At 69.9% G+C, this 22,164-nt stretch carries 25 protein-coding genes; 13 read left to right on the forward strand and 12 right to left on the reverse strand.

Annotation, left to right across the window (positions count from 1 at the left end):
* Nucleotides 1-11: 11 nt before the first annotated feature.
* Together AB0K35_RS03180 and AB0K35_RS03185 are read right to left on the reverse strand one after the other, a co-directional pair.
* Nucleotides 12-1,130: a Gfo/Idh/MocA family oxidoreductase gene (locus tag AB0K35_RS03180; protein WP_363883387.1), complete on the reverse strand. Its 1,119-nt coding sequence runs from the start codon at nt 1,128-1,130 to the stop codon at nt 12-14.
* Nucleotides 1,100-1,810 carry a ThuA domain-containing protein gene (locus AB0K35_RS03185; protein ID WP_363883389.1) on the reverse strand — a complete coding sequence of 237 codons (711 nt, stop codon included), beginning with the start codon at nt 1,808-1,810 and terminating at the stop codon, nt 1,100-1,102. Before AB0K35_RS03185 ends, AB0K35_RS03180 begins: the two co-directional genes overlap by 31 nt.
* A 560-nt stretch (nt 1,811-2,370) precedes the next feature.
* On the opposite strand from AB0K35_RS03185, the gene AB0K35_RS03190 reads away from it, so the two are divergent.
* Nucleotides 2,371-2,622 carry a hypothetical protein gene (locus tag AB0K35_RS03190; protein WP_363883391.1) on the forward strand — a complete coding sequence of 84 codons (252 nt, stop codon included), beginning with the start codon at nt 2,371-2,373 and terminating at the stop codon, nt 2,620-2,622.
* 115 nt (nt 2,623-2,737) lie between these two features.
* Here the strand turns inward: AB0K35_RS03190 and AB0K35_RS03195 are convergent, their stop codons facing one another.
* The 5 genes from AB0K35_RS03195 to AB0K35_RS03215 all read right to left on the reverse strand — a co-directional run bounded on the left by AB0K35_RS03195 (nt 2,738) and on the right by AB0K35_RS03215 (nt 8,717).
* The gene (locus AB0K35_RS03195) at nt 2,738-4,213 is read right to left on the reverse strand and encodes an RICIN domain-containing protein (RefSeq protein ID WP_238667923.1); all 1,476 of its coding nucleotides are present in this window, start codon (nt 4,211-4,213) and stop codon (nt 2,738-2,740) included.
* 29 nt (nt 4,214-4,242) lie between these two features.
* Nucleotides 4,243-5,682 carry a glycoside hydrolase family 43 protein gene (locus AB0K35_RS03200; RefSeq protein WP_363883393.1) on the reverse strand — a complete coding sequence of 480 codons (1,440 nt, stop codon included), beginning with the start codon at nt 5,680-5,682 and terminating at the stop codon, nt 4,243-4,245.
* Between the two features lie 36 nt (nt 5,683-5,718).
* A complete protein-coding gene (locus tag AB0K35_RS03205; RefSeq protein WP_363883395.1) occupies nt 5,719-7,116 on the reverse strand; it encodes a family 43 glycosylhydrolase in 1,398 nt (465 codons plus the stop codon).
* Nucleotides 7,117-7,640: 524 nt separating this feature from the next.
* Complete coding sequence (locus tag AB0K35_RS03210) at nt 7,641-7,994, reverse strand: hypothetical protein (protein ID WP_238667926.1); 354 nt, start codon at nt 7,992-7,994, stop codon at nt 7,641-7,643.
* A 96-nt stretch (nt 7,995-8,090) separates the two neighbouring features.
* Entirely contained in the window at nt 8,091-8,717 is a 627-nt protein-coding gene (locus AB0K35_RS03215; protein WP_363883398.1) for a disulfide bond formation protein DsbA, read from the reverse strand.
* A 39-nt stretch (nt 8,718-8,756) separates the two neighbouring features.
* Here AB0K35_RS03215 and AB0K35_RS03220 point away from each other — a divergent pair, with 39 nt between their 5' ends.
* Nucleotides 8,757-9,284: a MarR family transcriptional regulator gene (locus tag AB0K35_RS03220; protein ID WP_238667927.1), complete on the forward strand. Its 528-nt coding sequence runs from the start codon at nt 8,757-8,759 to the stop codon at nt 9,282-9,284.
* Nucleotides 9,285-9,327: 43 nt separating this feature from the next.
* On the forward strand, nt 9,328-9,858 hold the full coding sequence (locus AB0K35_RS03225) for a GNAT family N-acetyltransferase (protein WP_238667928.1): 531 nt from the start codon (nt 9,328-9,330) through the stop codon (nt 9,856-9,858).
* A gap of 11 nt (nt 9,859-9,869) precedes the next feature.
* On the opposite strand, the gene AB0K35_RS03230 is transcribed toward AB0K35_RS03225, so the two are convergent.
* A complete protein-coding gene (locus AB0K35_RS03230) occupies nt 9,870-10,223 on the reverse strand; it encodes a metalloregulator ArsR/SmtB family transcription factor (protein WP_363883400.1) in 354 nt (117 codons plus the stop codon).
* 98 nt (nt 10,224-10,321) lie between these two features.
* On the opposite strand from AB0K35_RS03230, the gene AB0K35_RS03235 reads away from it, so the two are divergent.
* Complete coding sequence (locus tag AB0K35_RS03235; protein ID WP_363883402.1) at nt 10,322-11,341, forward strand: NADPH:quinone reductase; 1,020 nt, start codon at nt 10,322-10,324, stop codon at nt 11,339-11,341.
* Nucleotides 11,342-11,492: 151 nt separating this feature from the next.
* On the forward strand, nt 11,493-12,053 hold the full coding sequence (locus tag AB0K35_RS03240) for a GNAT family protein (protein ID WP_363883404.1): 561 nt from the start codon (nt 11,493-11,495) through the stop codon (nt 12,051-12,053).
* Nucleotides 12,054-12,123: 70 nt separating this feature from the next.
* Here the strand turns inward: AB0K35_RS03240 and AB0K35_RS03245 are convergent, their stop codons facing one another.
* From AB0K35_RS03245 to AB0K35_RS03255, 3 genes are all read right to left on the reverse strand, one after another.
* Nucleotides 12,124-12,324, reverse strand: a complete 201-nt coding sequence (locus AB0K35_RS03245) for a hypothetical protein (protein ID WP_363883406.1) — start codon at nt 12,322-12,324, stop codon at nt 12,124-12,126.
* 171 nt (nt 12,325-12,495) lie between these two features.
* Complete coding sequence (locus AB0K35_RS03250) at nt 12,496-13,512, reverse strand: ATP-binding protein (RefSeq protein ID WP_357360452.1); 1,017 nt, start codon at nt 13,510-13,512, stop codon at nt 12,496-12,498.
* Nucleotides 13,505-14,200: a response regulator transcription factor gene (locus tag AB0K35_RS03255; RefSeq protein WP_238667934.1), complete on the reverse strand. Its 696-nt coding sequence runs from the start codon at nt 14,198-14,200 to the stop codon at nt 13,505-13,507. The genes AB0K35_RS03250 and AB0K35_RS03255 overlap by 8 nt, the downstream gene beginning before the upstream one ends.
* Nucleotides 14,201-14,359: 159 nt before the next feature.
* Here AB0K35_RS03255 and AB0K35_RS03260 point away from each other — a divergent pair, with 159 nt between their 5' ends.
* Nucleotides 14,360-15,439, forward strand: coding sequence for an NAD-dependent epimerase/dehydratase family protein (locus tag AB0K35_RS03260; protein WP_238667935.1), 1,080 nt, complete (start codon nt 14,360-14,362; stop codon nt 15,437-15,439).
* Here the strand turns inward: AB0K35_RS03260 and AB0K35_RS03265 are convergent.
* Nucleotides 15,411-16,775 carry a hypothetical protein gene (locus AB0K35_RS03265; protein WP_363883409.1) on the reverse strand — a complete coding sequence of 455 codons (1,365 nt, stop codon included), beginning with the start codon at nt 16,773-16,775 and terminating at the stop codon, nt 15,411-15,413. The two genes, AB0K35_RS03260 and AB0K35_RS03265, sit on opposite strands and share 29 nt — an antisense overlap.
* A 147-nt stretch (nt 16,776-16,922) precedes the next feature.
* On the opposite strand from AB0K35_RS03265, the gene AB0K35_RS03270 reads away from it, so the two are divergent.
* The 7 genes from AB0K35_RS03270 (at nt 16,923) to AB0K35_RS03300 (ending at nt 22,098) form a co-directional block, all read left to right on the forward strand.
* Nucleotides 16,923-17,603, forward strand: coding sequence for a glycosyltransferase family 2 protein (locus AB0K35_RS03270; RefSeq protein WP_363883411.1), 681 nt, complete (start codon nt 16,923-16,925; stop codon nt 17,601-17,603).
* On the forward strand, nt 17,600-18,280 hold the full coding sequence (locus tag AB0K35_RS03275) for a DUF2064 domain-containing protein (protein WP_363883413.1): 681 nt from the start codon (nt 17,600-17,602) through the stop codon (nt 18,278-18,280). The genes AB0K35_RS03270 and AB0K35_RS03275 overlap by 4 nt, the downstream gene beginning before the upstream one ends.
* Before the next feature lie 125 nt (nt 18,281-18,405).
* Complete coding sequence (locus tag AB0K35_RS03280) at nt 18,406-18,993, forward strand: class I SAM-dependent methyltransferase (RefSeq protein WP_274525468.1); 588 nt, start codon at nt 18,406-18,408, stop codon at nt 18,991-18,993.
* A complete protein-coding gene (locus tag AB0K35_RS03285; protein WP_363883415.1) occupies nt 18,990-20,156 on the forward strand; it encodes a molybdopterin-dependent oxidoreductase in 1,167 nt (388 codons plus the stop codon). Before AB0K35_RS03280 ends, AB0K35_RS03285 begins: the two co-directional genes overlap by 4 nt.
* On the forward strand, nt 20,153-20,563 hold the full coding sequence (locus tag AB0K35_RS03290; RefSeq protein ID WP_363883417.1) for a hypothetical protein: 411 nt from the start codon (nt 20,153-20,155) through the stop codon (nt 20,561-20,563). The genes AB0K35_RS03285 and AB0K35_RS03290 overlap by 4 nt, the downstream gene beginning before the upstream one ends.
* Nucleotides 20,564-20,622: 59 nt before the next feature.
* Entirely contained in the window at nt 20,623-21,447 is an 825-nt protein-coding gene (locus AB0K35_RS03295) for an S-methyl-5'-thioadenosine phosphorylase (protein WP_363883768.1), read from the forward strand.
* 132 nt (nt 21,448-21,579) lie between these two features.
* Nucleotides 21,580-22,098, forward strand: a complete 519-nt coding sequence (locus AB0K35_RS03300) for a DM13 domain-containing protein (RefSeq protein WP_363883770.1) — start codon at nt 21,580-21,582, stop codon at nt 22,096-22,098.
* The last annotated feature ends 66 nt before the right edge of the window (nt 22,099-22,164 follow it).

The following is a 22,164-nucleotide window of genomic DNA, read 5'->3' on the forward strand; positions in this document are numbered from 1 at the left end:
TCTGGCCCTCGTCAGCGTGTCTTGGCGTCGTACGCCTTCCAGTCCTCGATCGGAGTGAGCGCAACCGGTGCCGGTCGCTGTGCCGTCGTCGTCAGCTCGATCCGCTGGCCTTCGGTCGCCGACCGAAGCAGGCTGGTCATGGTGTCGAGTACGTGCAGTGCGACGTCGCCGTCAGCGCGTGGGGGACGCTGATCGTCGGCCCTGGCCAGGTCGATCAGACCGATGCCCCGGGAGGCCCCGGCGTAACCGGCACGCGGTTCGAGAGCGCGCCATTCGGTGTCGCCGAGCGCGAAGAGTCGGACCTCACCGTCGAAGTAGTTCGGATCGGGCACGGCGAGCGTGCCGGCCTCGCCGTGCACCTCGATGGGTGCGGCCGTCGTCCGGACACCGTCGAAGCTCGTGGTAATTGTGGAGAGCGCACCATTGGTGTGCTCGAGTACGCCGGTGAGGTGGGTGTCCACCCCCACCGGGATCCGCTGGCCGGTGCGGGGACCCGAGCCGATGACGCGCTCCGCGCGCAGGCGGCTGGCGGCTCCGGTCACCGACCGGACCGGCCCGAGCAGGTGGATGAGCGCCGAGATGTAGTACGGCCCCATGTCCAGCATCGGGCCGCCGCCCGGGGCGTAGTAGAAGTCGGGGTTGGGATGCCAGCGTTCGTGCCCCGGAGTGACCATGACGGCCGACGCGGACATCGGGCGGCCGATGAGCCCGCCGTCGATCGCCGCCCGCGCCGTCTGCGTACCAGTGCCCAGGACGGTGTCCGGCGCGCACCCGACGCGGACGCCGGCCGACGCGGCCCGTTCGATGATCGAACGGCCGTCCGAAAACGTCACGGCGAGCGGCTTTTCCACATACACGTTCTTGCCGGCGTCGATAGTGCCGAGCGAGATGTCGGCGTGGGCCGCGGGGATGGTCAGGTTGAGCACTGTCTGCACGTCCGGGTGGGCGAGCAGACGCTCGACGCTCATCGCCTCGGCTCCAGGAATCGTGGCCGCGACCTCGGCTGACCGGGAGGCGTCGAGATCGGCCACCGCGACGATGTCGACCTCACTGTGGCCCGCGAGTGTGTCCAGGTACGCGCGGGAGATGACCCCGAGACCTACGACGCCGACGCGGTGCGGGTCGCCCACACCATCCCCCTCTCGATCACGGTACGGACATCCGGGTGCTCCAACACGTCGAGGCTGTGCCCCGGGGTCGTCACGACGATGCGCCCGGCACCCCACCGCCGGGTCCAGATCGCCGGTGAGGTGACCGGCCGGTGCCACGGATGCCACGCCTGCGTCGGGTGGGTGGTCACGGCCAGCACGTCGATCAGGTCGTCGTGCAGTACCCAGTACTGCTCGGTGACAAGGTCGAAGTCCTCGATGCCCGCAGTGATCGGGTGCTCCCGGCCGAGGTCGGTGACACGCACCGTGTGCGGCAGGAAGTTGTCCTCCGGGCCACCGTGACGTTCACACGGCTCCCGGCCCGGATGGGTCGCGAACTGGCCGCCCACCAGGTGCAGGTATTCGGATGACGCGCGGAACGAGTCGACGATGCCGCCGTGCCAGCCGGTGAAGCCCGTGCCGGCGATGACAGCCGCGCTGAGGCCCGCCACCTGGTCCGCGGTGATCTGCGACATCGTCATGCACTGCACGACGAGGTCAATCTCGGCCATCTCGGCGGCGTCACCGTAGATCTCCGTCGACTCCTCGACCCGTACGGCATAGCCGCTACCTTCGAGGAAGGGGAGGAACAACTCGGTCGCCTTGACCGGCTGGTGCCCTTCCCAACCGCCCCGAACCACCAGTGCTCTCCGCTGCGCCACCGTCGCTCCCTCCCACGGTCCGTCGCCACCGGGCTGGCCGATCCCGCCCCGACGACGTGCCGTCGATTCCGGTACGTGTCGAGCATCGAAACCGTACCCTTGGTCGCCGACAAGGCCGACCTACGCCGGCTTGCGGATTCCACTGTGCACGGTCGACTCACGCCGCAGCAAGAATGCACAGGTGCTGAAACGGCGCAGAGGTTCCGGGCCGGCCGGGTCGAGATCGCGAGCGTCGCTGCGGTATCTGCTGATCAACCGCTACGGCGGTTGCCATACTGGCGAGGGCTCTGGACCGAACCTCGGCCGCCGAGGTGCTGACCCTTCCCCTGCGGTTGAGGCGAGGCGACCTTGCCCTTCGCGCGTCGGGCAGCCCGATTCGCGGGAACGGCAGGCGGGTCGGTCTCAATCTCGGCCTCGGCCGCTGTTGAGGTGTCGGCAGCCACCGAGTGGGCGTCTTGGGCGGGCTCAGGCTCCGGCATCGGGCTCTCCTTGGATCTGGTGGGTCTACCGGCCGTCGACGGCCGCCGGAACGCGGACTCATCGACGCCGGGGTGCGCGCCTTGACGGTAGCGCAACGCCAGGCCGGGGCGAGTGTTCCCCCGCTCCGACGGGACATCCGTTACCTGCCGCCTGCCGGCGCGAACCGAGCCCCGGGCCTCAACCGCATCGCCGCCGTCGTCCTGATCACGGATACGCCGTCCGCCTCGGTGGTCGAGATCAGCCGACGCCCCCGTACCTCGATGGTGGTCCTTCCCGGGGTGGCCGGCACGCCCCGGGCGGCGGCGTACGCCCGGACGACCGGACTGGAGTAGTCGCGACGCTACGGAGCGGCCCGCCGCCCGGACAACGACGGATTGCTCACAAGCAACCCGTCGTTGTCCGGCCTGGGAAGGCCACCGCTGATCGGTCGTTACGTCCGGACGACCGTCAGACGGCGGTGCGGGACCACTGCTGGTTGGCGCCGGTGTTGCACGAATACTGCTTGAGGACGACCCCGTCCGCGGTCGCGGATGCCGGTACGTCCACGCACTTGTTGCTGTGCCGTGCCCGGAGCTGGAAGTAGCTGCCGTTGGCGACCATCTGGAACTGCTGGTTGGTGCCGGTGCCGCAGGTGTACTGGACGAGCTCGGCGCCGTCGGCGGTCGATGCGCTCACCACGTCGAGGCACTTTCCGCTGTGCCGGCTGACGATGCGCCAGTAGCCGCTGCCGGCGTCCTGGAACTGCCACTGCTGCCACGCACCACCGCCGTACGTGTACTGGCCGACGCGCGCGCCGTTGTCGGTGTTCGGCTGCTGGACGTCCATGGCCTTGCCGCTGTGCCGCACATCGATCCGGTAGAACGAGCCCGTCGACGGTGGGGGCGTCGTCGGGCCGTCGCCGACGGTGTCGCCCCACGCGTACCGGATCCGGTCCGCGCCGGAGGTGTTGCGGACGGTCAGGTTGAGGTCGGTGCCGCTGCCGCTCAGCGCGAACATCGAGTACCAGTCGTAGCCGATGGTGCCGGTCTTTCCACCGAGGGCGGGCCAGTAGGTGCCACCCATCTGGTTGTCGCGCATGACCTGGGCCATGGCGCGGATGTAGCGCACGAAGTTGTCGGTGCTGCCCGCGTCGCCGTAGTTGCGGCCGTCGTTCATGGGAGCGCCGAACTCGGTCGCGACCGCGCGGGAGGCGCAGTTGCCGAGGCGGGCCTGGATGTGGCTGCGGAAGGCGTCGTAGGTCATCGCGCCGTAGAAGAAGGCGTAGTAGTGGAAGGACAGCAGCGTCGAGTTGAAGCGGCTGTCGTTGCAGATGTCGCGCAGGTCCTGGCTGAAGCCGGTGCCGCCGATCAGCACCCGGCCGGGCACCGCCGAGTAGTGGTAGCTGAGCCAGTTCGCCGCGACGTTGCGCCACTCGGCCGAGCTGTAGCCGTGCGGCTCGTTCATCGGCTCGAAGTAGACGTTGGTGTTCGTGCCGTACGTGTTGGTCACCGTGGACCACATCGCGTTCCACGCGGCGAGGTTCGTGATCCTGCCGCCGGAGGCGGCGCCGTCCTCCCAGTACGCGAGGATGACCTTGAAGCCGCGGGCGGTGGCCGCGTCGATGGCGCCTCGGTACGCCTCCCACCAGGCTGTCCCCACCGTGTGGGTGTTGATGGGCAGACGGATCGTGTTGACCCCCATGGTGGACGCCATGTCGTCGTAGAGGGCGTTGGCCTTGGCCCGCACTGTCGCATTGCTGTCGGACATGCTCAGGCCCTGCACGACGAGCGGACTGGTCTTGAAGTTGTCACCCAACATGGCCCAGTTCATGCCTCGGAACTGGTTGGTGGCGGCGGTGGCCGGCGACGACGCGATGGCGACGACGCCAACCATTGCCGTCAACGCGGCCACCAGGGCGGAGAGCACCCGTCGATGTAGTGCCACAGTCGGAACTCCTTGAAGAAGGACCAGGTTCAGCTGGTCACGCGGAAGGTGGCGTCGGCACGGCTCTGGGCGTCGGACACCGGGTCGAGCCGGAGCAGGTAGCTGTAGTGCCGGAGGTAGCGGTCCGGGTGGCTGTAGGACTGGAACGACGTCCACGACGAGTTGGCGAGCCCGGCGACCTGCCGGAAGGTGGCGTCGGCGGCGAAGGTGGCGGTGCCGTCGTTGGCCTCCAGCCGGAAGTCGTATCCGTAGTGGCGCAGGTAATGGCCCGGGTAGTTGATCGACTGGAGGGAGACGGTGCCGGAGCCGACCAGGCCGGGCACGAGCCGCCACTGGCCGTCCTGGGCAGGGCTGACGTTCGGGTCGATGCGGGCGTCGTAGTCGTAGTGCCGCACGTACCGGTCCTGGAAGTTGTACGACTGGATCCGGTTGACAGCTGTGGCGGGCCAGCGGGCGAGCACCCGGTTCTGTTCGGCTGCGGTCAGGTTGAGGATCGTTCCGTGTCGTTTCCTGGTGCCACCCATGGCGTACGAGCCGGACGCCGGCAGCCGGTAACTGCTTGCGCTGGACGGGTTGGCGGTCAGCACCGGCAGGTAACCACGCCCGCTGGCGTACTGGTCCAGGTAGAGCACCCACTCGTTGCGGGCGTTCATCTTCATCCACATCGGGCCTTCGACCTGCGCGCCGGTCAGCCCGATGCCGGAGAGGTTTCCGAGGCTGGTCCAGGTGCCGAGGATGGAGTTGCTGCCTTCGATGGCGATCTGGCCGTCCCGGGAGGCCCGGACGTAGCGGTACGCGCCGACTCCGGTCGGGACCTCGACGATCTGGGTGTCGATGATCTCCTGATTACCGGGTCGGTTGATGTAGACCTGCGGTGTGGTGATGCTGCGGAAGTTCGCCGTCCGCGCGGAGTAGATGCGGTGCTTGGTCGCACCGTTGAGCGGGACGTTCGTCGCCCAGTAGAGGACGTAGTCGCCGGTGTCCGGGTTCCAGATCGCCTCCGGAGCCCAGGCGTTGCGTCCGTCCGGGATCGCGCCCGCGACGTTCAGCAGCCACGGCGCCGACCAGTTGACCAGGTCGGTGGACTCCCATACGACGAGGTTGCGGCTGCCGTTGTTGATCGCGGCCGACCAGTCCTGACCGCAGCCGATGCACAGGTCGGTGGCGATGATCCAGTACCGGTCGCCGGCGGGCGAGCGGACCAGGGCGGGGTCGCGGACGCCGCGGGTGCCGACGGTGGACCGCAGCACGAGGCCGCCGTTGTTGAGGTCGGTCCAGCGTAGGCCGTCGGTGCTGTGGGCGAGGTAGATCTGCTGGTCGGTCGACGACTCGCCGGTGAAGTGCGCCATCAGGTAGCCGACGGTCGGGTCGAGCGCGGCCGCCTCCTTCGGTGTGGCCGCTGACCAGGTGGTGAACAGCAGGCTCGCGGCCACCGCAACCGCGCAGAGCCGGGCGAGGACTCTCGACATGTGTCTCTCTCCTTCGCGCAGGGGCTTGCCAGTCAGCTAGAGCGTCGGTACAACGGGCCGGATGGTGCCGTCGGTGCTGAACTCCATCCGGTCGATGGCGGTCTCGCGGTTTGTGCCGTTACCGGCCGGCACGGCGAAGCGGTGGTAGGCGATGTACCAGGTGTCGCTGCCGGGTGTCCGGACCACAGAGTGGTGACCGGTGCCCTTGATGCCGACGTCGAGGCGTTTCTGCAGCACCACGCCGCGCCTCGTCCACGGCCCGAGGGGTGAAGAGCCGGTGGCGTAGGCGACCCGGTAGTCCTCACTGCGCGTGTCGTTCTCCGACCACATGAAGTAGTAGAGACCGTTGCGCTTGAACACGAACGGTGCCTCGTTGTAGCCCGAGGGGGTGACGACCCGCGTCTGCGTCGCGTCGAAGGAGACCATGTCGGTGTTCAGCCGCACCGCCCGCGCGACGCCCTGCCCCCAGTACAGGTAGGACTGCCCGTCATCGTCGGTGAACACCATGGGGTCGATCGTCTGCCCGCCGGAGAACTGATCGCTGCGGATCAGCGGCCGGCCCAGCGCGTCACGGAACGGCCCGGTGGGGCTGTCGGCCACCGCCACGCCCAGCTGTTTGGCCGTGTTGCCGCTGGCCGCTCCACCGCTGAAGTACAGGTAGTAGCGGCCGTTGGCGCTGGCCACCGCCGGCGCCCAGGCCGAGTTGTCCGCCCAGGAGACGTCCGGACCGTGGTCGAGGATCACGCCGTGGTCGGTCCAGTTGACCAGGTCGGTCGAGGAGAACGCCTTGTAGTAGGTGCCGGCCCAGCTCGCGTAGCCGTCGGTGGTCGGGTACAGGTAGAAGCGGCCGTTGAACACGGCAAGGTGCGGGTCGGCGAAGAGACCCGGGATCACCGGCCCCTTGCTGGTCCTGGGTGCCCAGGGCGCGACGAGGCGAAAGGAGCTGTCCGCCCGGAACGCGGCCGTGTCCTGGTAGGCGTCGAGCCAGAGCGCGAAGTCGCGGTGCCGGATCCGCCGGTTCGGATAGTTGTACGAGACGAGCGCCAGCGATCCGCCGACCGAGCCCTCCACGGCACAGAAGGTGGCGTCGGCCCGGAATGCCGCGTCGCCGGTGTTCGGATCGACCCGGAGCCGGTAGTCGCGGTGCCGCAGGAACATGCCTGTCCTGGTTTGGAACGAGTAGCAGGTCGGCGACGCCAGACCGTTCACCACTGTGAAGGTGGCATCCAGCTTGGTCTGGTTGGCACTGCTGGAGGTGACCGGGTCGAGTTGACCGAGGTAGTCGATATGCCGCACGTACCGTCCGGCCTGGTTGACCGCCTCCAGCGAGACGGCACCGGTCGGCAGCGTGGCGGCGTGGGCCGGTTTGTCGGCCACCACCACGACAGCCGTGGCGGCGACGGCGGACAGCACGAGCAGGGCACGCAGACGCATTGTTGATGCCACAGTCCTACGCCGTGGAACCACCATCCCGCCCCTCTCGCAAGATCATCTATGTTAGCGTTAACAAGAACGGGCTGTATCCTGGCTCGGGCAACGGCGGTTCCAGCAATGGGCGACGCGCCCGCACGGGGACACCCCTGGCGCTTCACGGGGACGGGCGCAATGTGTTCGGTTCGTTAACTTCGCGTTGCGGACAAGTGTTAGCGATCGCATAGACCAGTGTCAAGGGATCAACAGTGGCCGCTCCCCCGGCGTCCGGCGAAGCCGGTTGTCACGCTCGGCCCACATCGGGTTTGCCTTGATCCCTCAGCACCTGACGCACCTACATGAGCCCGAGTCCGAGCAAGGTCGAGCCCTCGGCGACAGGCGAGGTCGCCAGCAGTGGGGGCAGCCCGAGCGCCGAGGCTCTGGCAGCCGGCGAGGGTCGCGGACGTCAGCTCTGCATGGAGAAGTCGCGACGACACCGTTGTGGTCGGATCTGGTGGCGCCGACGATGTCGTAGTCGGTCATCCACATCAGCTGGTGTGCGGGCAGCCGCTTCCAGAAGTAGACGTAGTCGATGTGCCGGTTGCCGTGCTTCCGGTGCCCTTTTCGCCGTAGAGGTTGTAGTTGGAGCGCAAATTCGGCAGCTCGTTGGCCTCGAACACCTGCCACGGGAACTTGGCGTATCCGTAGCTCCGGTCGGCGCTGAAGTCGACGTTGAGGTCTCCGCTCACTATGACCTGGCCCTCGTCCTGCTTGTCGACAGCCAGTTCCTTGAGACCCTGGAACTGCGCCTCGGCGCACCTGGTGCGCGGCAGACCCTCCGGCCGGCCCGCGGTTTCGATGCCGGCCACCGCGTCGCACGAACCGCCGTCGGTGGCAGCCAACGGACCCTATCGATTCCAGTGGACGCGATGCCGAACGGCCGGTTATCAGATATCGACAGGCCCGAGTCGGGGACAGGTGACTTCCCGGTGCTGGAGCTACGCGAAAGTGAGGCCGTCGGACCGGGCGCGTTTGAGCTCGGAGAAAGCCCGGCAGCCGGCGAGCAGGCGAGCGCCGTCGAAGACGCGGACGGCCTCCTCGCCACGAGGGATGGAGCTCAGCACGGGCCCGAAGAAGGCCACGTCGTCGACGACGACCGTCGGGGTGCCGAGGTCCTCGCCCACCAGTTGCTGCGCGCGGGCGGTGCTGGCCCGCATCTGTGGATCGAGGTCGCTGCGCGAGGCGGCGGCGGCCAGGTCGGCGGGGAGGCCGGCCTCGGCCAGGGCCAGCGGGACGACGGTGTCGAAGTCCTTGTCGCCGCCGTCGTGGATCCGGCGGCCGAGCGCCGGGTACAGCCGTGCGAGGGCGGCGGAGCCGTGTTGCGCCGCTGCCGCCACGCACACCCTGGCCGGGCCCCACGCCCGGTCGTTGAATTCGCGGTACCAGGGCTCCAGGTCACGATGCTCGTTGATCACCGCGAGGCTCATCACCTCGAACCGCAGAGTGAGCGGCCGCATCTTCGCGACCTCCATGAGCCAGCGGGAGGTGATCCAGGCGAACGGGCAGGACGGATCCACGTACGCCGTGACCAGCGGAGCTGACGTTCGAGGGGAGTTGTCTTCCACGGAAGACAACTTATCTTCCGTGGAAGCTAAGATGCAACAGTGGATGACGACCGGATCGCCGACATCGTTGGTCAGTGGGGTCGCGAGCGACCAGACCTTGACCCCACCCCGCTGCTGATCATCGGTCGCATCCAACAACTGGCCGCTGTCCTCGATGTGGCCCTGCGGCCGCCGTTCGCCGCTGCGGACCTCAGCAACGGCGACTTCGACGTGCTCGCGGCGCTGCGCCGCGAGGGCGAGCCATACACGCTCACGGCGGGCCAGCTGAGCCAACGGATGCTCGTCACCACCGGGGCGGTCACCAAGCGGGTGGACCGGCTGATCGCCCGAGGCCTCGTGTCCCGCTCGGTCTCCACAGCCGACGCGCGCGGCAGAGTGGTCGGGCTGACTCCGGCGGGTGTGGGTTTGACCGACCGGCTCATCGAGGAGCATCTGGCCAACGAGGCGGCCATCCTTCGTGGTCTCACCGACAGCGATCGCAGAGCCCTTGAACGGCTGCTGGCGGCGCTGAACCGGACCCTGACCTCCCGAGGTCTCGGCCCTGAGGGCGAGAGTCAGGTCGGTTGAGCGCCTCGGTCGTGATCGGCCAGCATTGGATTACCATTCCGCCATGGACGACACCACCCGCGGCATACGTATCAGACGCGGTGGCCCGGTCGACGCGCCTGCCGTTCTGACCATGCTGGACTCCGCTGTGGCCTGGATGAACGACCGCGGCAACACCGAGCAGTGGGGCACGACGCCGTTCTCCGAAATACCCGCACGGGCCGAACAGGTCGATCGGTACCTGACCGAGAACCTCCCGTTCCTCGCGGAAGTGGACGGGACGCCGGCCGCGGCCCTGGTGCTGGGCTCCGGGCCCGACCCGCGCGTACCGATCGCGCCCGCGGAAGAACCCGAGCGGTACGTCCGCCTCCTGGTCTCCAACCGACGATTCGCCGGCCGGAAACTGGGGTCGGCCCTGTTGGCACACGCCGTGCAGGAAACCCGGCGAGCGGGCGTGCGGTTGCTACGGGTCGACTGCTGGGCGGGCGGCGGAGGCGAGTTGGTGGCGTACTACGAGCGGCACGGATTCAAGTCCACCGAGAGCTTCCTGGCCGGAACCTGGCCCGGGCAGGTGCTGGCCCAACGGGTCGGTTGAGCGGCGCCCTTTCACGCGGATGAAGTGGGCGCCGCTGCGGCGGTACGGGCAGAGGTGTGTTCGCGGAGCATGCTCAGCAGCCCGGGAAAGCGTTGCTCCACGTCGTCGTAGCGGAGGGTGACCAGCCGGCGGATGCCGTCGACCCGCGTGCGGATCAGGCCGGCATCGCGCAGCACCTTGATGTGGTGCGACACCGTCGACTTGCCGATGGTGACGCCGGCCTCCTTGAGGACGTCACTGCCGCACGTCCAGTCCCCGGCGGCGACGAGGGCACGCACGAGCGTGAGCCGTACCGGGTCGGCGAGCGCGCTGAGCACGACGTCGATCGTCACGGTCTCGATGGCGGGTTCGATCACCTCGGTCACGAGTTCAAGCCTAGCCAGAACTTGCGGAAAGTTCGACTCTGATCGTACTGTTCGATCCAGCTCGAACGGTACGACATGAATCGAACAGAGGATGCATCATGAAGGCGATCATCTACCGCGACAACGGCGGCCCCGACGTTCTCCAGTTCGTCGAGCGTGACCGGCCCACGCCCGCACCCGGTGAGGTTCGCGTCCGGGTCGCCGTGTCCGGGGTCAACCCGACCGACTGGCAGGCCCGATCCGGCACCGCCCACCGCAAGCTGTTTCCCGAGATCACCCCGCACCTCGACGGCGCCGGCGTGATCGACGCCGTCGGTGCCGGGGTCGACCCCGGTCGGGTCGGTCAGCGGGTTTGGCTGTTCATGGCCGCCGCCGGGAGGCCCACCGGCACCGCCGCCGAGTACACCGTCGTACCCGCCGACCAGGCCGTGCCGCTGCCGGACGAGACCGGTTTCGACGTCGGCGCCTCGCTCGGTGTCCCCGCACTCACCGCACACCGCGCCCTCACCGTCGCCGAGGACGGGCCACGCCGCCTGCACCCCGGAGCGCTCGACGGCAAGGTGGTGCTCGCCGCCGGCGGGGCCGGCGCGGTCGGGCACGCGGTGATCCAACTCGCCCGCTGGGCCGGCGCCACCGTGATCACCACGGTCAGCGGGCCGGAGAAGGCGAAGCTGGCCGCCGCGGCCGGGGCCCACCACACCATCACCTATCGCGAGGGCGACCCGGCCGCCGCCATCCGTGCCATCGCCCCGGACGGCGTCGACATCGTCGCCGAGGTGGCGTTGGGCGCGAACCTGGCTCTGGACCTGGCCGTGCTGCGCACCCGCGGCACCATCGCGACGTACGCCAACGTGGGTGGCCATCCTGTCGCGCTGAACGTGGGGCAGAACATGGTGCTGAACACCCGCCTGCAGTTCCTGGTGCTCTACACCGCTGGCCCGCACGCTCGCGCCGCAGCCGTCGAGGACGTCGCCGCCGCGATTCGCGACGACGCCTTGCCGGTTGGCGAGGAACACGGCCTGCCACTGCTCCGCTTCCCACTGCACCGGACCGCCGACGCTCATCGAGCGGTGGAGGCTGGCGCGGTCGGCAAGGTGCTGGTGGACGTCATGCCCTGAAGTTCACCCGCAAGCAGGAGGAGAGGTAGTCACACGTCGTCGTGCACCGTCACCGGCGATGAATACCAGTCCGCCCCGAGCGGCATGTGTCGGGTCGGGCGGACCAATAATCGGACGTCTCGCCGGGTTGCGTCCACTAGCGTCCCGCCTCATGGAGAACACCACCGTACGCACTGAACGCCTCGAGCTTCGCCCAGTGCGGGACGAGGACGTCGACCGGATCCTGGAGTACCGCAACCTGCCGCAGGTCACGCACTGGCTACTACGCACGCAGGTCGACCCCGTATCCTTCCGCGCGGCATGGCGACGGGCGGCCGCAGACCCCGACGACCACAGCATGGCGGCCACGCTCGACGGCGTGGTGATCGGAACCGTCTCGCTCGACGTCGTCGACGGCATGGGTCAACCCGGCATGCCACCACGGACCGAGGCCCAGCTCGGCTACATCTTCGATCCGGCCTACCGCGGAAATGGGTACGCGACCGAGGCGGTGACCGCTGTGGTGGCGCACGCATTCGACCGGCTGGGCATTCGCAGAATCACCGCCGGCTGCTTCGCGGACAACCTCGCCTCGGTGCGCATCCTCGAGAAGGTCGGCATGCGTCGTGAGCAGCACGGCGTCGGCGATTCCTGGCACGCCGAACTGGGCTGGGTCGACGGCTACACCTACGCCGTCCTCGCCGAGGCATGGCATCGAGAGCCAGCACCGTAGGGCCGGTCCAGCGGAAACTAGACCTTCCCATCGGCGCCCCAGAGCGCCGTGATCTCCTCATGCGTCGCAGTCAATCATCCGCCTCCTCGTCATCGTCACCGGGCGAGGTCAGACCCTGCTCGTCGAGGAAGCCCCACCACTCGTCGGTGGTCTCCGCCGGGAAGTACCAGACCGCGCCGCTGTCGCGTCGGATCAGCAGCGGCTCGTCGTTCAGTGTGCCGATGACCAGCCATTCAGCGGGTTCGTCGGCGACGCCGGTGAACCCGGGCATCTGCTCGATGTAGTACTGGATGTCGTCGAGGGCCGCGACTGCGGCCAGGTCGAACGCGCCGGCCAGGATGCCGTTGGCGGTCTCCAGCAGCTCCGGACCGGCTGCGGCAGCTCGGCGGAAATCTGATCGGCCGGAGCGCCCTCGTTGATCTGGGCAGTGCCCGGGTGCGCCTCAGGCGGTCGCCAGGCGGACCATGAACTGGCAGCCGTCGGAGGTGTTGCGCACCTCGACCCGACCGCCGTGCGCCTCCACGAGGCCACGAACGATGGCCAGGCCGAGCCCTCCGGACGCCCCACCGTCACCGGGGCCAGGGGTCCGGGCCGGTTCACCACGGAACGCGATGTCGAACAGCCGGGGAAGGTCCGCCGGGGGGATGCCGCCACAGGTGTCGGCAACCGACAGCCAGGCGTGGTCCTCCTCCCGGCCGGCTTCGATGCGTACGGTGCCGTCGGCCGGGGTGTAGCGGACGGCGTTGAGCAGCAGATTGGCCACCACCCGCGCCAGTTCCGGTTCGCTCGCGGCGACAGTGGGCCACCCCGACTCGCTGGCGATCAGCTTGATGCGGCGAGCGTCGGCCAGTGGGATGGTGCTGGCCAGCGCGTCCGAGACCACCTCGCCGAGCGGCACCGCCGTCAACGACAACCGCAACGCTCCCGCGTTGATCCGGGACAGCTCGAACAGGTCGTCGACGAGTCGGGTCATCCGGTCGGTCTCCACGCGGATGCGGCGGTGGTACTCGTCTACCGTTTCCGGATCGCGGACCACCCGGTCCTCCAGCGCCTCCGCCATCGCCCGCAGCCCGGCGAGCGGGGTCCGCAGGTCGTGGGAGACCCAGGCGACCAGGTCGCGTCGTCCCTTCTCCAGTTGCCGTTCCCGCTCCCGAGCCTGGTCGCGCCAGACCGCGGCACGGGCCAGTCGCCGGCCGAAGTGCCCCCCGACGGCGAGGCTGACCACCGCCGCCGCCGCGACGGTGATCAGGACCACCTCACTGTCGTGCGCGGAGAGGAACATCGCTTCCGCGACCGCCATCACCCCGACGGCGACGGCGACCACAGTGGTGGTGAGCAGCACGCTGAGGTGCACGGTGATCGAGCTGCGCCGGAGCGCGCGGAGCAGCACCGCGCCGGCGAGACCGATGCCGAGGGCCGCGCCGAGGGCGATCGCGAAGATCAGGAGTACGTCACGCATGGGCCGGCTCGTAGCGGTAGCCGACACCCCAGACGGTCACGATCCGCTGCGGATCGGCCGGGTTGGCCTCGATCTTCTCCCGCAGTCGGCGTACGTGCACTGTCACTGTCGAATGGTCCCCGAAGTTCCACCCCCACACCTGCTCAAGAAGTTCGGCCCGGCCGAAGACCCGGGACGGATGCCGCATGAGATGGACGAGCAGGTCGAATTCGCGCAACGTCAGGGCCAGATCCGCACCCGCGAGGCGGGCGGTTCGGGAGGCCGTGTGCACCACCAGGTCGCCATCGGTGAGCGCCTCCGGCCGCTCGGGTGGCGTCCCACCTCCGGCGCGACGGAGCACCGAACGGACCCGCAGCACCAGTTCCCGGGGTGAGAAGGGCTTGGTCAGGTAGTCGTCCGCGCCGAGTTGCAGCCCGAGGATCCGGTCGGACTCGTCACCGCGGGCGGTCAGCATGACGATCGGCACGCCGTCGGGCCGTACCCGCAGTGCCCGGCACACCTCCAGGCCGTTGATCCGGGGCAGCATCAGGTCGAGCACTACCAGGTGTGGCGCCTGCCGCTCCACGGCCGCCAGTGCCGCCGCACCGTCCGCCGCGAGGCTCACCTGGAAGCCGTCGTTCTCGAGGTAACGACGAATGACGTCGCTCACTGTCTGATCGTCGTCGACCACCAGCACGCGCTGTGTCACGGACCTTCCCCGTTCCGCCCCGTCAACGTCTCCCCCAGATGTCCACCGGCCCAGCGTAGCCACGCACCAGTCGCCGCCCGCACCAGCAAACCTTGCGAGGTTCTTACGGCTGCGTGCGGAAACCCGCCCAGGCGTACGCGGGGTCATACGGTGACCGGAATGCGGATACTTGTCACCGGTGCGGCCGGCTTCATCGGCTCACACGTCGCGGACCTGCTCACCGACGACGGGCACGAGGTGGTGGCCGTTGACGCGCTCCTGCCCGAGGCGCACGGTGCGACGGCGCCGCCCTGGACCGAGCGGCACGACCTGGTGGTCGGCGACGTGCGGAACACCGAGTTGCTGACCCGGCTACTGACCGGGATCGACGCGGTCTGCCATCAGGCAGCCATGGTCGGCCACGGCATCGACCCGGCCGACGCCCCCCGGTACGCCGCGCACAACGACCTTGGCACTGCCACCCTCCTCGCGGCGATGCACGCCGCCGGGGTACGCCGACTGGTGCTGGCCAGCTCGATGGTGGTCTACGGCGAGGGCCGCTACCACTGCCCCACCCATGGAATCGTCAGGCCTGCCGGCCGCCGGGTCGCCGACCTGGCCGAGGGCCGCTACGAGCCGACCTGCCCTCGCTGCGACCAGGCGCTCTCCCCCGGTCTGGTGCCCGAGGACGCGCCGCTGGAGCCGCACAGCACGTACGCCGCCACCAAGTTGGCCCAGGAACACCTCGCCGGCGCCTGGGCCCGGCAGACCGGCGGATCGGTCTGGGCCCTGCGCTACCACAACGTCTACGGTCCGCGAATGCCCCGCGACACCCCGTATTCGGGGGTCGCGTCGATCTTCCGGTCGGCACTGGCCGCCGGACGAGCGCCCCGGGTGCTGGAGGACGGCCGGCAACGGCGCGACTTCGTGCACGTGACCGACGTGGCGGCGGCCAACCTGCTGGCCCTCACGACACCGGCACCGGACCCCCTGACCCCGATCAACGTCTGCTCGGGCGAGCCGCACACCGTCGGCGAGCTGGCCCACGAGCTGGCGTCGGCGATGGGCGGGCCAGCGCCGGTCACGGTCGGGGGCGGGCGGGCGGCCGACGTACGGCATGTCGTGGCCGACCCGGCGCGCGCCACCCGGCTGCTTGGTTTCACCGCCCGGGTCGGCTTCGCCGCTGGCATCGCCGACTTCACCACAGCGGTCATGCGAGACCCGGCATCGGTCACGACACCGTCCACAGTAGGTGGTTGACGGCGAGAGCCGTGGCGGCCTGGGCGGCCAACCACCACCGCCGGTGACAGCGGGGCAGGTGCGCGGTGGCGACCAACAGCCAGACGGCGAACGGTAGCCAGATCCGCTCGACCTCTGCCTTGCTGAGCCCGGACAGGTCCGCCGCGAGCACCGCCACCACCGCCGCGATGGGCAACCACACAGTGGGTCCGGCGCTGGCGATCCGCTGCCGAAAGGCCGTCGCGAGCGGTGGGTGCGGCGCTCGGATCGACACGGCGGCCACCGCCCGCCGCAGCGCCGGCCCGACCACCGGGCCGGCCGACAGCAGCAGGGCGGCAAGATTCGCCCAGACCCAGTAACCGTACGGGCGTTCCGCCGCCCAGCCCTGGTAGTAACGACGTGCCACCAGGTGGTAGCCGTCCAGCCACCAGAAGCCGGCGACTGTGAACGCGGCGACGACGGCCGCGACCGCCGTCGCCGCGACCAGGAACACGCCGAGGCGGTCCCGCGCCCGGAGCAGCACCACTGTCAACGCGAGCAACCCGACCAGGACGAACCCGTACGACAGGTAGAGCGCGAAACCGAGTAACAACCCGCCCAGTACGGCCCCCGGTCGGCCACCCACCGCCAGCAGCGCCAACCCGGCCGCTACCACCGCGGCGAAGATCCCGTCCGCGGACGCGCCAACCCAGACCGCCCCCGGGAGGAGCACCAGGAACGGCCACACCGCCCGGGCAGCGTCCTCGGCGCCGAGTGCCCGCAGCGTCACCGGAACCGACACCGACACCGTGGCGCCGAGCAGCACGCAGGCGAGCCCGGCGGCGGTCCCACCGCCGAGGCCGATCCGCTCCAGCCAGACGAAGAACAGCAACGCTCCCGGTGGGTGAGCGGCAGCGTGGGTGGACCACGAATCGGGCTGGAAGTCGAGAATCCGGTCGGCGAAGCCGGACAACATGATGCTGACGTCCGTCACCCGGGGCACCTCGTGCAGGTACTCGGCCTGCACGGTGAGCCGCTCGGTCAACCCCGCGGACCAGCCGTCCACCAGAGCCAGCGACAGCGTCCAGAGCAGCGAGGCGACATAGCCGACCACCAGCAGCCGCGGCCAGCGCGTGTCGGTTCCCCAGCGTGTGCCCCGCCAGACGAACAGCGCCGCGACGAGAAGCGCGACGGGGGTGCCGGGCCCCAGATGGGGTTGCCAACTCGCGTAGAGCGGCGCCGCGTCGGCGTGCAGTCGTACGCCCTGATGGTTGAGCAGGGCGCCGACGGCGACGGCGACGGCGAGCAGTGCCACCTCGACGCCGAGGACGATCAGGTCGGCGGACCGGGTTCGTCCCGGCCGGGTCATCATGGTCATGGTGACGGCCGACGATACGACCTCCCACCAGGCATTCGACGGCCGCACGGTGAGACGTCAGAGAGTCGTAAGATCCGGTGCCGTGTAAGCGATTCGTAAGGAGCAACCGCGGTCCGGACGGCCGGTGGCGGGCCTAGCGTCGCCGGTATGCACACAACGATCGACGTGGTGCTGCCGTGTCTTGACGAGGCGGCCGCACTGCCTGCCGTACTGAGCGGGCTACCGCCCGGCTACCGCGCCATCGTGGTCGACAACGGCTCCACCGACGGTTCGCCGGTCGTCGCGGCCGAGTACGGGGCGCGGGTCGTCCACGAGCCGCGACGGGGGTACGGAGCGGCAGTACACGCCGGCCTGCTGGCGGCGGAGACGGATCTGGTCTGCGTGCTCGACGCGGACGGCTCGTTCGACCCGGCCGAGTTGCCCAGGCTCGTCTCGGCGGTGCTCGACGGGCAGGCCGATCTCGCCGTCGGGCGACGTCGACCGGTCTCGGCGGACGCTTGGCCGTGGCATGCCCGCGCCGGGAACGCGCTGGTCGCGGCCCTGCTGCGGCGTCGCGGCGTGCCGGTGTACGACATCAGCCCGATCCGGGTCGCCCGCCGGGCGGCGCTGCTCGGACTCGGTGTCAACGACCGCGCGTTCGGCTATCCCCTGGAACTGCTGCTGCGCGCGGCCGGAGCGGGCTGGCGAATCCTCGAACTGGACGTCGCGTACGCGCCGCGAGCCGCCGGCACCAGTTCGAAGGTCTCCGGGTCGGTCCGGGGCACGCTGCGGGCGACCCGGGACTTCGCCGGAGTGCTGCGCGCCGACGCCGCCGGTGGTGGCCGGTGAACGTCCTGCTCCTGGTTGCGAAGGCACCGGTCGCCGGGCAGGCCAAGACGCGCCTCTGCCCGCCCGCCGATCCCATCCAGGCGGCCCGGATCGCGGCGGCGTCGCTGTTGGACACCCTCGCGGCGGTGCGCGCCACCGCCTCGACCATTCCCGTGCTGGCCCACACCGGTCGGTTCGCCGATGCCGAGTACAGCGCGGAACTCACCGCCGCGTTGGCGGGCTGGCACCTGCTTGCGCAGCGTGGCGACACGTTCGCCGACCGCCTCGCGAACGCCCACGCCGACACCGCTGCGGCTTTTCCCGGCCGACCGGTGCTGCAGATCGGCATGGACACCCCGCAGATCCGGCCGGCAGCGCTCACCACAGCCCTGGATCGGCTCGCCGAACACCAGGCGGTGTTCGGACCGGCGCTGGATGGCGGCTGGTGGGCACTCGGGTTACGCGATCCCAGGTACGCGAGCGCGTTACGCGACGTACCCATGTCGACCGACGACACCGGGCGACGCACCCTCGCCGCGCTGCACGGGCGCGGCCTGCAACCGGCGATCCTGCCCGTACAGCGGGATGTCGACGACTGGTCGACGGCGCTGGCGGTCGCGGCCGACCTGCCCGGCACCCGGTTCGCGGACGCCGTCGCGTCGGTGGACCGCCATCTGCTGATCGGGCACCCCCGGTGACTTCGGCCATCAGTCTCGACGGTTTCGCCGTGGTGCTGGGCAGGCTCGGCGGGTGGTCCGCAGACCCTGACGCCTACGCCACGCCGGTCGGCCGCCCGAGGCCCGCGACCCAACCCGACCATTGGCTGGTGCACACCGACGGGCGGCGTGACCTGTTGCCGGTACGGCGCTGGCACGGCCCGCCCGAACCGGCGATCGAGTCCGTCGCCGCACGCTGCACCGGGCCCACAATCGACCTCGGTTGCGGCCCCGGCCGGCTGACCAGGGCACTCGCCCAGCGCGGCCTCGTCGCACTGGGGGTGGACATCTCCGCCGAGGCGGTACGTCTGACCCAGGACCGGGGGGTCATCGCCCTGCGACGCGACGTCTTCGAACCCCTTCCCGGCGAGGGGAGGTGGGCGCACGCCCTGCTCATCGACGGCAACATCGGCATCGGTGGCGACCCGGTCCGCCTGCTGCGCCGGTGCGGCACCCTGATCGCGGCCGACGGAACGCTGCTGGTCGAGGTGGAACCCCCGGGGACCGGGCTCTGGCAGGGGCAGGCGTACGTAGTGTCCGGGTCGTCCGGCGATCGGGAACTGCGCGGGCCGGTGTTCCGCTGGGCGCGGGTCGGAGCGGAGGCGGTGTCCAGTGCCGCCGCCGCTGCCGGCCTGCGGGTCGTCGACCGTTTCCGGTTCGGTCCACGCTGGTTCGCCGAGTTGGCGCGTCCATGATCCGCCGGCCACGCGTCCCCGTACCCGAGGACTTCACCGCGCCCTCGCACTCACCACTGGTCACCGCCCGGCTCGGTCTCTGGCTCGCTGTGGCGTTCGGGCTGTGTTTCGGCACCGGGCTGCTCAGTCACTACATCCAGCACCCGCCGGGCTGGTTCACCTGGCCGACCCGACCGGTGAACCTGTACCGGATCACCCAGGGTGTCCACGTGCTCTCCGGTGTCGCGGCGGTCCCGTTGCTGCTGGCCAAGCTGTGGAGCGTCTACCCCCGGCTGTTTGTCCGTCCGCCAGTGCGTCAGCCGATCCGGTTGTCCGCCCACGCCCTCGAACGGATCTCCGTCCTGGTGCTGGTCTGCGCGGCGTTCTTCGAACTGGTCACGGGCCTGTTCAACGTCGCCCAGTCGTACCCGTGGGGGTTCTTCTTCCCGACGGCGCACTACGCGGTCGCCTGGCTGGTGGTGGGCGCGCTGCTGCTGCACGTCGCGGTGAAGCTCCCCGTCGCCCGCGCGGCGCTGAGCACGCCACTGCGACGCAGCGGAGCGGCGCCGGCTGCGACGCCGGGGCCTGACGATCGGGACTCGTCCGAGCGGCGGGCGTTCCTCCGTACCTCGGCGGGCGTCGCCGGCATCGCCGTGCTGGCCACCGCCGGGGTCACAGTGCCGTGGCTACGTCGGGTGTCGCCGCTGGCGTGGCGTTCCGCGTCCGGGCCGCAGGGCGTACCGATCAACCGTACGGCGGCTGCCGCGCACATCTCCGTTCCCCCGGACTGGCGGCTGGAGATCGTCTGGGCGGGCGGGCGGAACAGCCTGTCCCTGGCCGACCTCGCGGCCCTGCCGCAACGCACAGCGGAACTGCCGATCGCCTGTGTCGAGGGCTGGAGCGCCTCGGCCCACTGGACCGGCGTGCCCGTCGTGCAGTTGCTCCGCTGGGCCGGCGCACCGACCGGCCGACCGGTTCGAGTCACCTCACTGGAAACCGACGGCCTGTACGCGGCGAGCACACTCCCCGCGGCCCATGCCCGGGACCCGCTGACCCTGCTCGCGCTGCGGATCAACGGCGAGGAACTGTCGCCCGACCACGGTTACCCCTGCCGGCTCATCGCGCCGAGCCGGCCGGGGGTCCTGCAGACCAAGTGGGTGGCCCGGCTGGAGGTGCTGCGGTGAGAGTCACCCGACTGCTCCTGCTCGTGGTCGGCGCCGCGGCCACCGCGTACGGCTGTTGGTTGCTCCTCCCCCAACTCGGCACCGCCCTGCCGTGGCTGATCGGCGGCCCGGTGCTGCACGACGTCCTGGTGGCACCGCTGGTCGGACTGGTCGGGTTGGCGCTGGGTCGACTGGTGACGAACCGGTTACGTCTGGCCTGGATCGTCGCCGGTCTGATGGCCAGCGCCACGTTGCTGCTGATCGCCGTGCCCCTGCTGTGGCGACCACCCTCGGCGCCTCCGAACCCGGGCCTACCAGACCGCGACTACCCGCTGGGGCTCGCTGTCGGGCTGGCTGTCCTCTGGGCCGCGATCGTGGTCGTCCTGGTCGTCGCCACCACGCTCGACCGGCGCACCGACCGTCGGTGAATTCGCTCCACGCGTTCCCTACTCGTCGCTCAGGAGGGGCATCCATGTCAGCAAGAGAGATCAGCCCACCCGATGGCGCGCCGGTCGCCGTGATCGGCGGATCGGGGTTCTACGAGTTCCTCGACGACGTCACCGAGGTCACCGTCGACACACCGTACGGGCCGCCGAGCGACGCGCTGTCCGTCGGAAGTGTCGCCGGGCGGCCGGTGGTGTTCCTGCCCCGCCACGGACGTCGACACACCCTCCCCCCACACCGCATCAACTACCGGGCCAACCTGTGGGCACTACGCGCACTCGGCATCCGCCAGGTGCTCGCACCGGGCGCCGTGGGCGGCCTGCGCCCGGATCTGGGCCCGGGGACCCTCGTCGTACCGGACCAACTGGTCGACCGGACCAGCGGCCGGGAGCAGACCTACCACGATGGGCAGCCACGCGCGGACGGGAAACCCCCGCAGGTGATTCACGTGCCCTTCGCCGACCCCTACTGTCCGGTCGGACGGGCCACGGTCCTCGACGCCGCCCAGTCGGCCGGTTGGCAGCCGATCGACGGCGGCACCATGGTCGTCATCGAAGGGCCCCGATTCTCCACCCGAGCCGAATCACAGTGGTACGGCCGGCAGGGCTGGTCGGTCGTCGGCATGACCGGCCACCCGGAGGCGGTGTTGGCCCGCGAACTGGCACTGTGTTACACCGCGCTGTCCCTGGTGACCGACCTCGACTCGGGCGTCGAGGTCGGTCAGGGCGTGACCCAGCAGGAGGTGTTCACGGTCTTCGCCCGGAACATCGATCGCCTGCGCCTCCTGCTCGCCGACGCGGTGAAGACGTTGCCGGAGGACCAGGGAACCTGCCCGTGCGGACAGGCGCTGGCAGATACCGAGCGGTGAACGTCGTAAGAGTTCGGAAAGGGTTCGCGAACAGTTCGACAGCGGCTGCGGCCGTACGCTGCGGGGGTGAGAAAACGGATGTTCCGGTCGCCGGTGGTCCGAACGGGTCTCGCCGCCGCTGTCGTCGTGGCGATGCTGGCCCTCTACTGGTTCCAGCCGTGGAAGCTGTTCACCGACACCTACGTGGACGAAGCGATTCCCGGCGCAGGAACGGCATCGGCCGCCCCGACCCCGGCGTCCGCTACAGCGGAGTCCTCGACGCCGGCCCCCGCGACCTCGGCGGCCACCCCGGCGGCGAACGAGATCCTGACGGCCGGCAAGTTCGTCACCCATGAGCACCGGACGACAGGAAGTGCCGAGATTCACCGGCTCGCCGACGGGCGCCACCAGCTCGTCATCCGAGACCTGAACACGTCGAACGGCCCGGACCTGCGGGTGTGGTTGACCGACCAACCGGTCGTCCGGGGCACGGCCGGCTGGCGGGTGTTCGACGACGGCAAATGGGTCGAGCTGGCGAAGCTCAAGGGCAACAGGGGCAACCAGGTGTACGAGCTACCGGCGTCGGTGAAGCCGGGCGACTTCCGGAGCGTCTCCATCTGGTGCAAGCGGTTCGCGGTCTCCTTCGGCGCGGCAGATCTCACGAGCGCCTGACCGACCCGACCGGGTCGCAACCCGCCGGACACGGCATTGACATATTTCACTGCGCGACCTAGCGTC

Origin of the sequence: Micromonospora sp. NPDC053740 (assembly GCF_040677775.1) — a bacterium.
GTDB lineage: Bacteria > Actinomycetota > Actinomycetes > Mycobacteriales > Micromonosporaceae > Micromonospora > Micromonospora alfalfae.

Bases quoted from the DNA above. Each gene is read 5' to 3' on its own strand.
- AB0K35_RS03200 (WP_363883393.1), bottom strand. From the start codon at position 5,682: ATGTCGAGAGTCCTCGCCCGGCTCTGCGCGGTTGCGGTGGCCGCGAGC.
- AB0K35_RS03205 (WP_363883395.1), bottom strand. From the start codon at position 7,116: ATGCGTCTGCGTGCCCTGCTCGTGCTGTCCGCCGTCGCCGCCACGGCT.
- AB0K35_RS03225 (WP_238667928.1), top strand. From the start codon at position 9,328: ATGGACGACACCACCCGCGGCATACGTATCAGACGCGGTGGCCCGGTC.
- AB0K35_RS03235 (WP_363883402.1), top strand. From the start codon at position 10,322: ATGAAGGCGATCATCTACCGCGACAACGGCGGCCCCGACGTTCTCCAG.
- AB0K35_RS03240 (WP_363883404.1), top strand. From the start codon at position 11,493: ATGGAGAACACCACCGTACGCACTGAACGCCTCGAGCTTCGCCCAGTG.
- AB0K35_RS03245 (WP_363883406.1), bottom strand. From the start codon at position 12,324: ATGCCCGGGTTCACCGGCGTCGCCGACGAACCCGCTGAATGGCTGGTC.
- AB0K35_RS03250 (WP_357360452.1), bottom strand. From the start codon at position 13,512: ATGCGTGACGTACTCCTGATCTTCGCGATCGCCCTCGGCGCGGCCCTC.
- AB0K35_RS03260 (WP_238667935.1), top strand. From the start codon at position 14,360: ATGCGGATACTTGTCACCGGTGCGGCCGGCTTCATCGGCTCACACGTC.
- AB0K35_RS03265 (WP_363883409.1), bottom strand. From the start codon at position 16,775: ATGACCATGATGACCCGGCCGGGACGAACCCGGTCCGCCGACCTGATC.
- AB0K35_RS03270 (WP_363883411.1), top strand. From the start codon at position 16,923: ATGCACACAACGATCGACGTGGTGCTGCCGTGTCTTGACGAGGCGGCC.
- AB0K35_RS03285 (WP_363883415.1), top strand. From the start codon at position 18,990: ATGATCCGCCGGCCACGCGTCCCCGTACCCGAGGACTTCACCGCGCCC.
- AB0K35_RS03300 (WP_363883770.1), top strand. From the start codon at position 21,580: ATGCTGGCCCTCTACTGGTTCCAGCCGTGGAAGCTGTTCACCGACACC.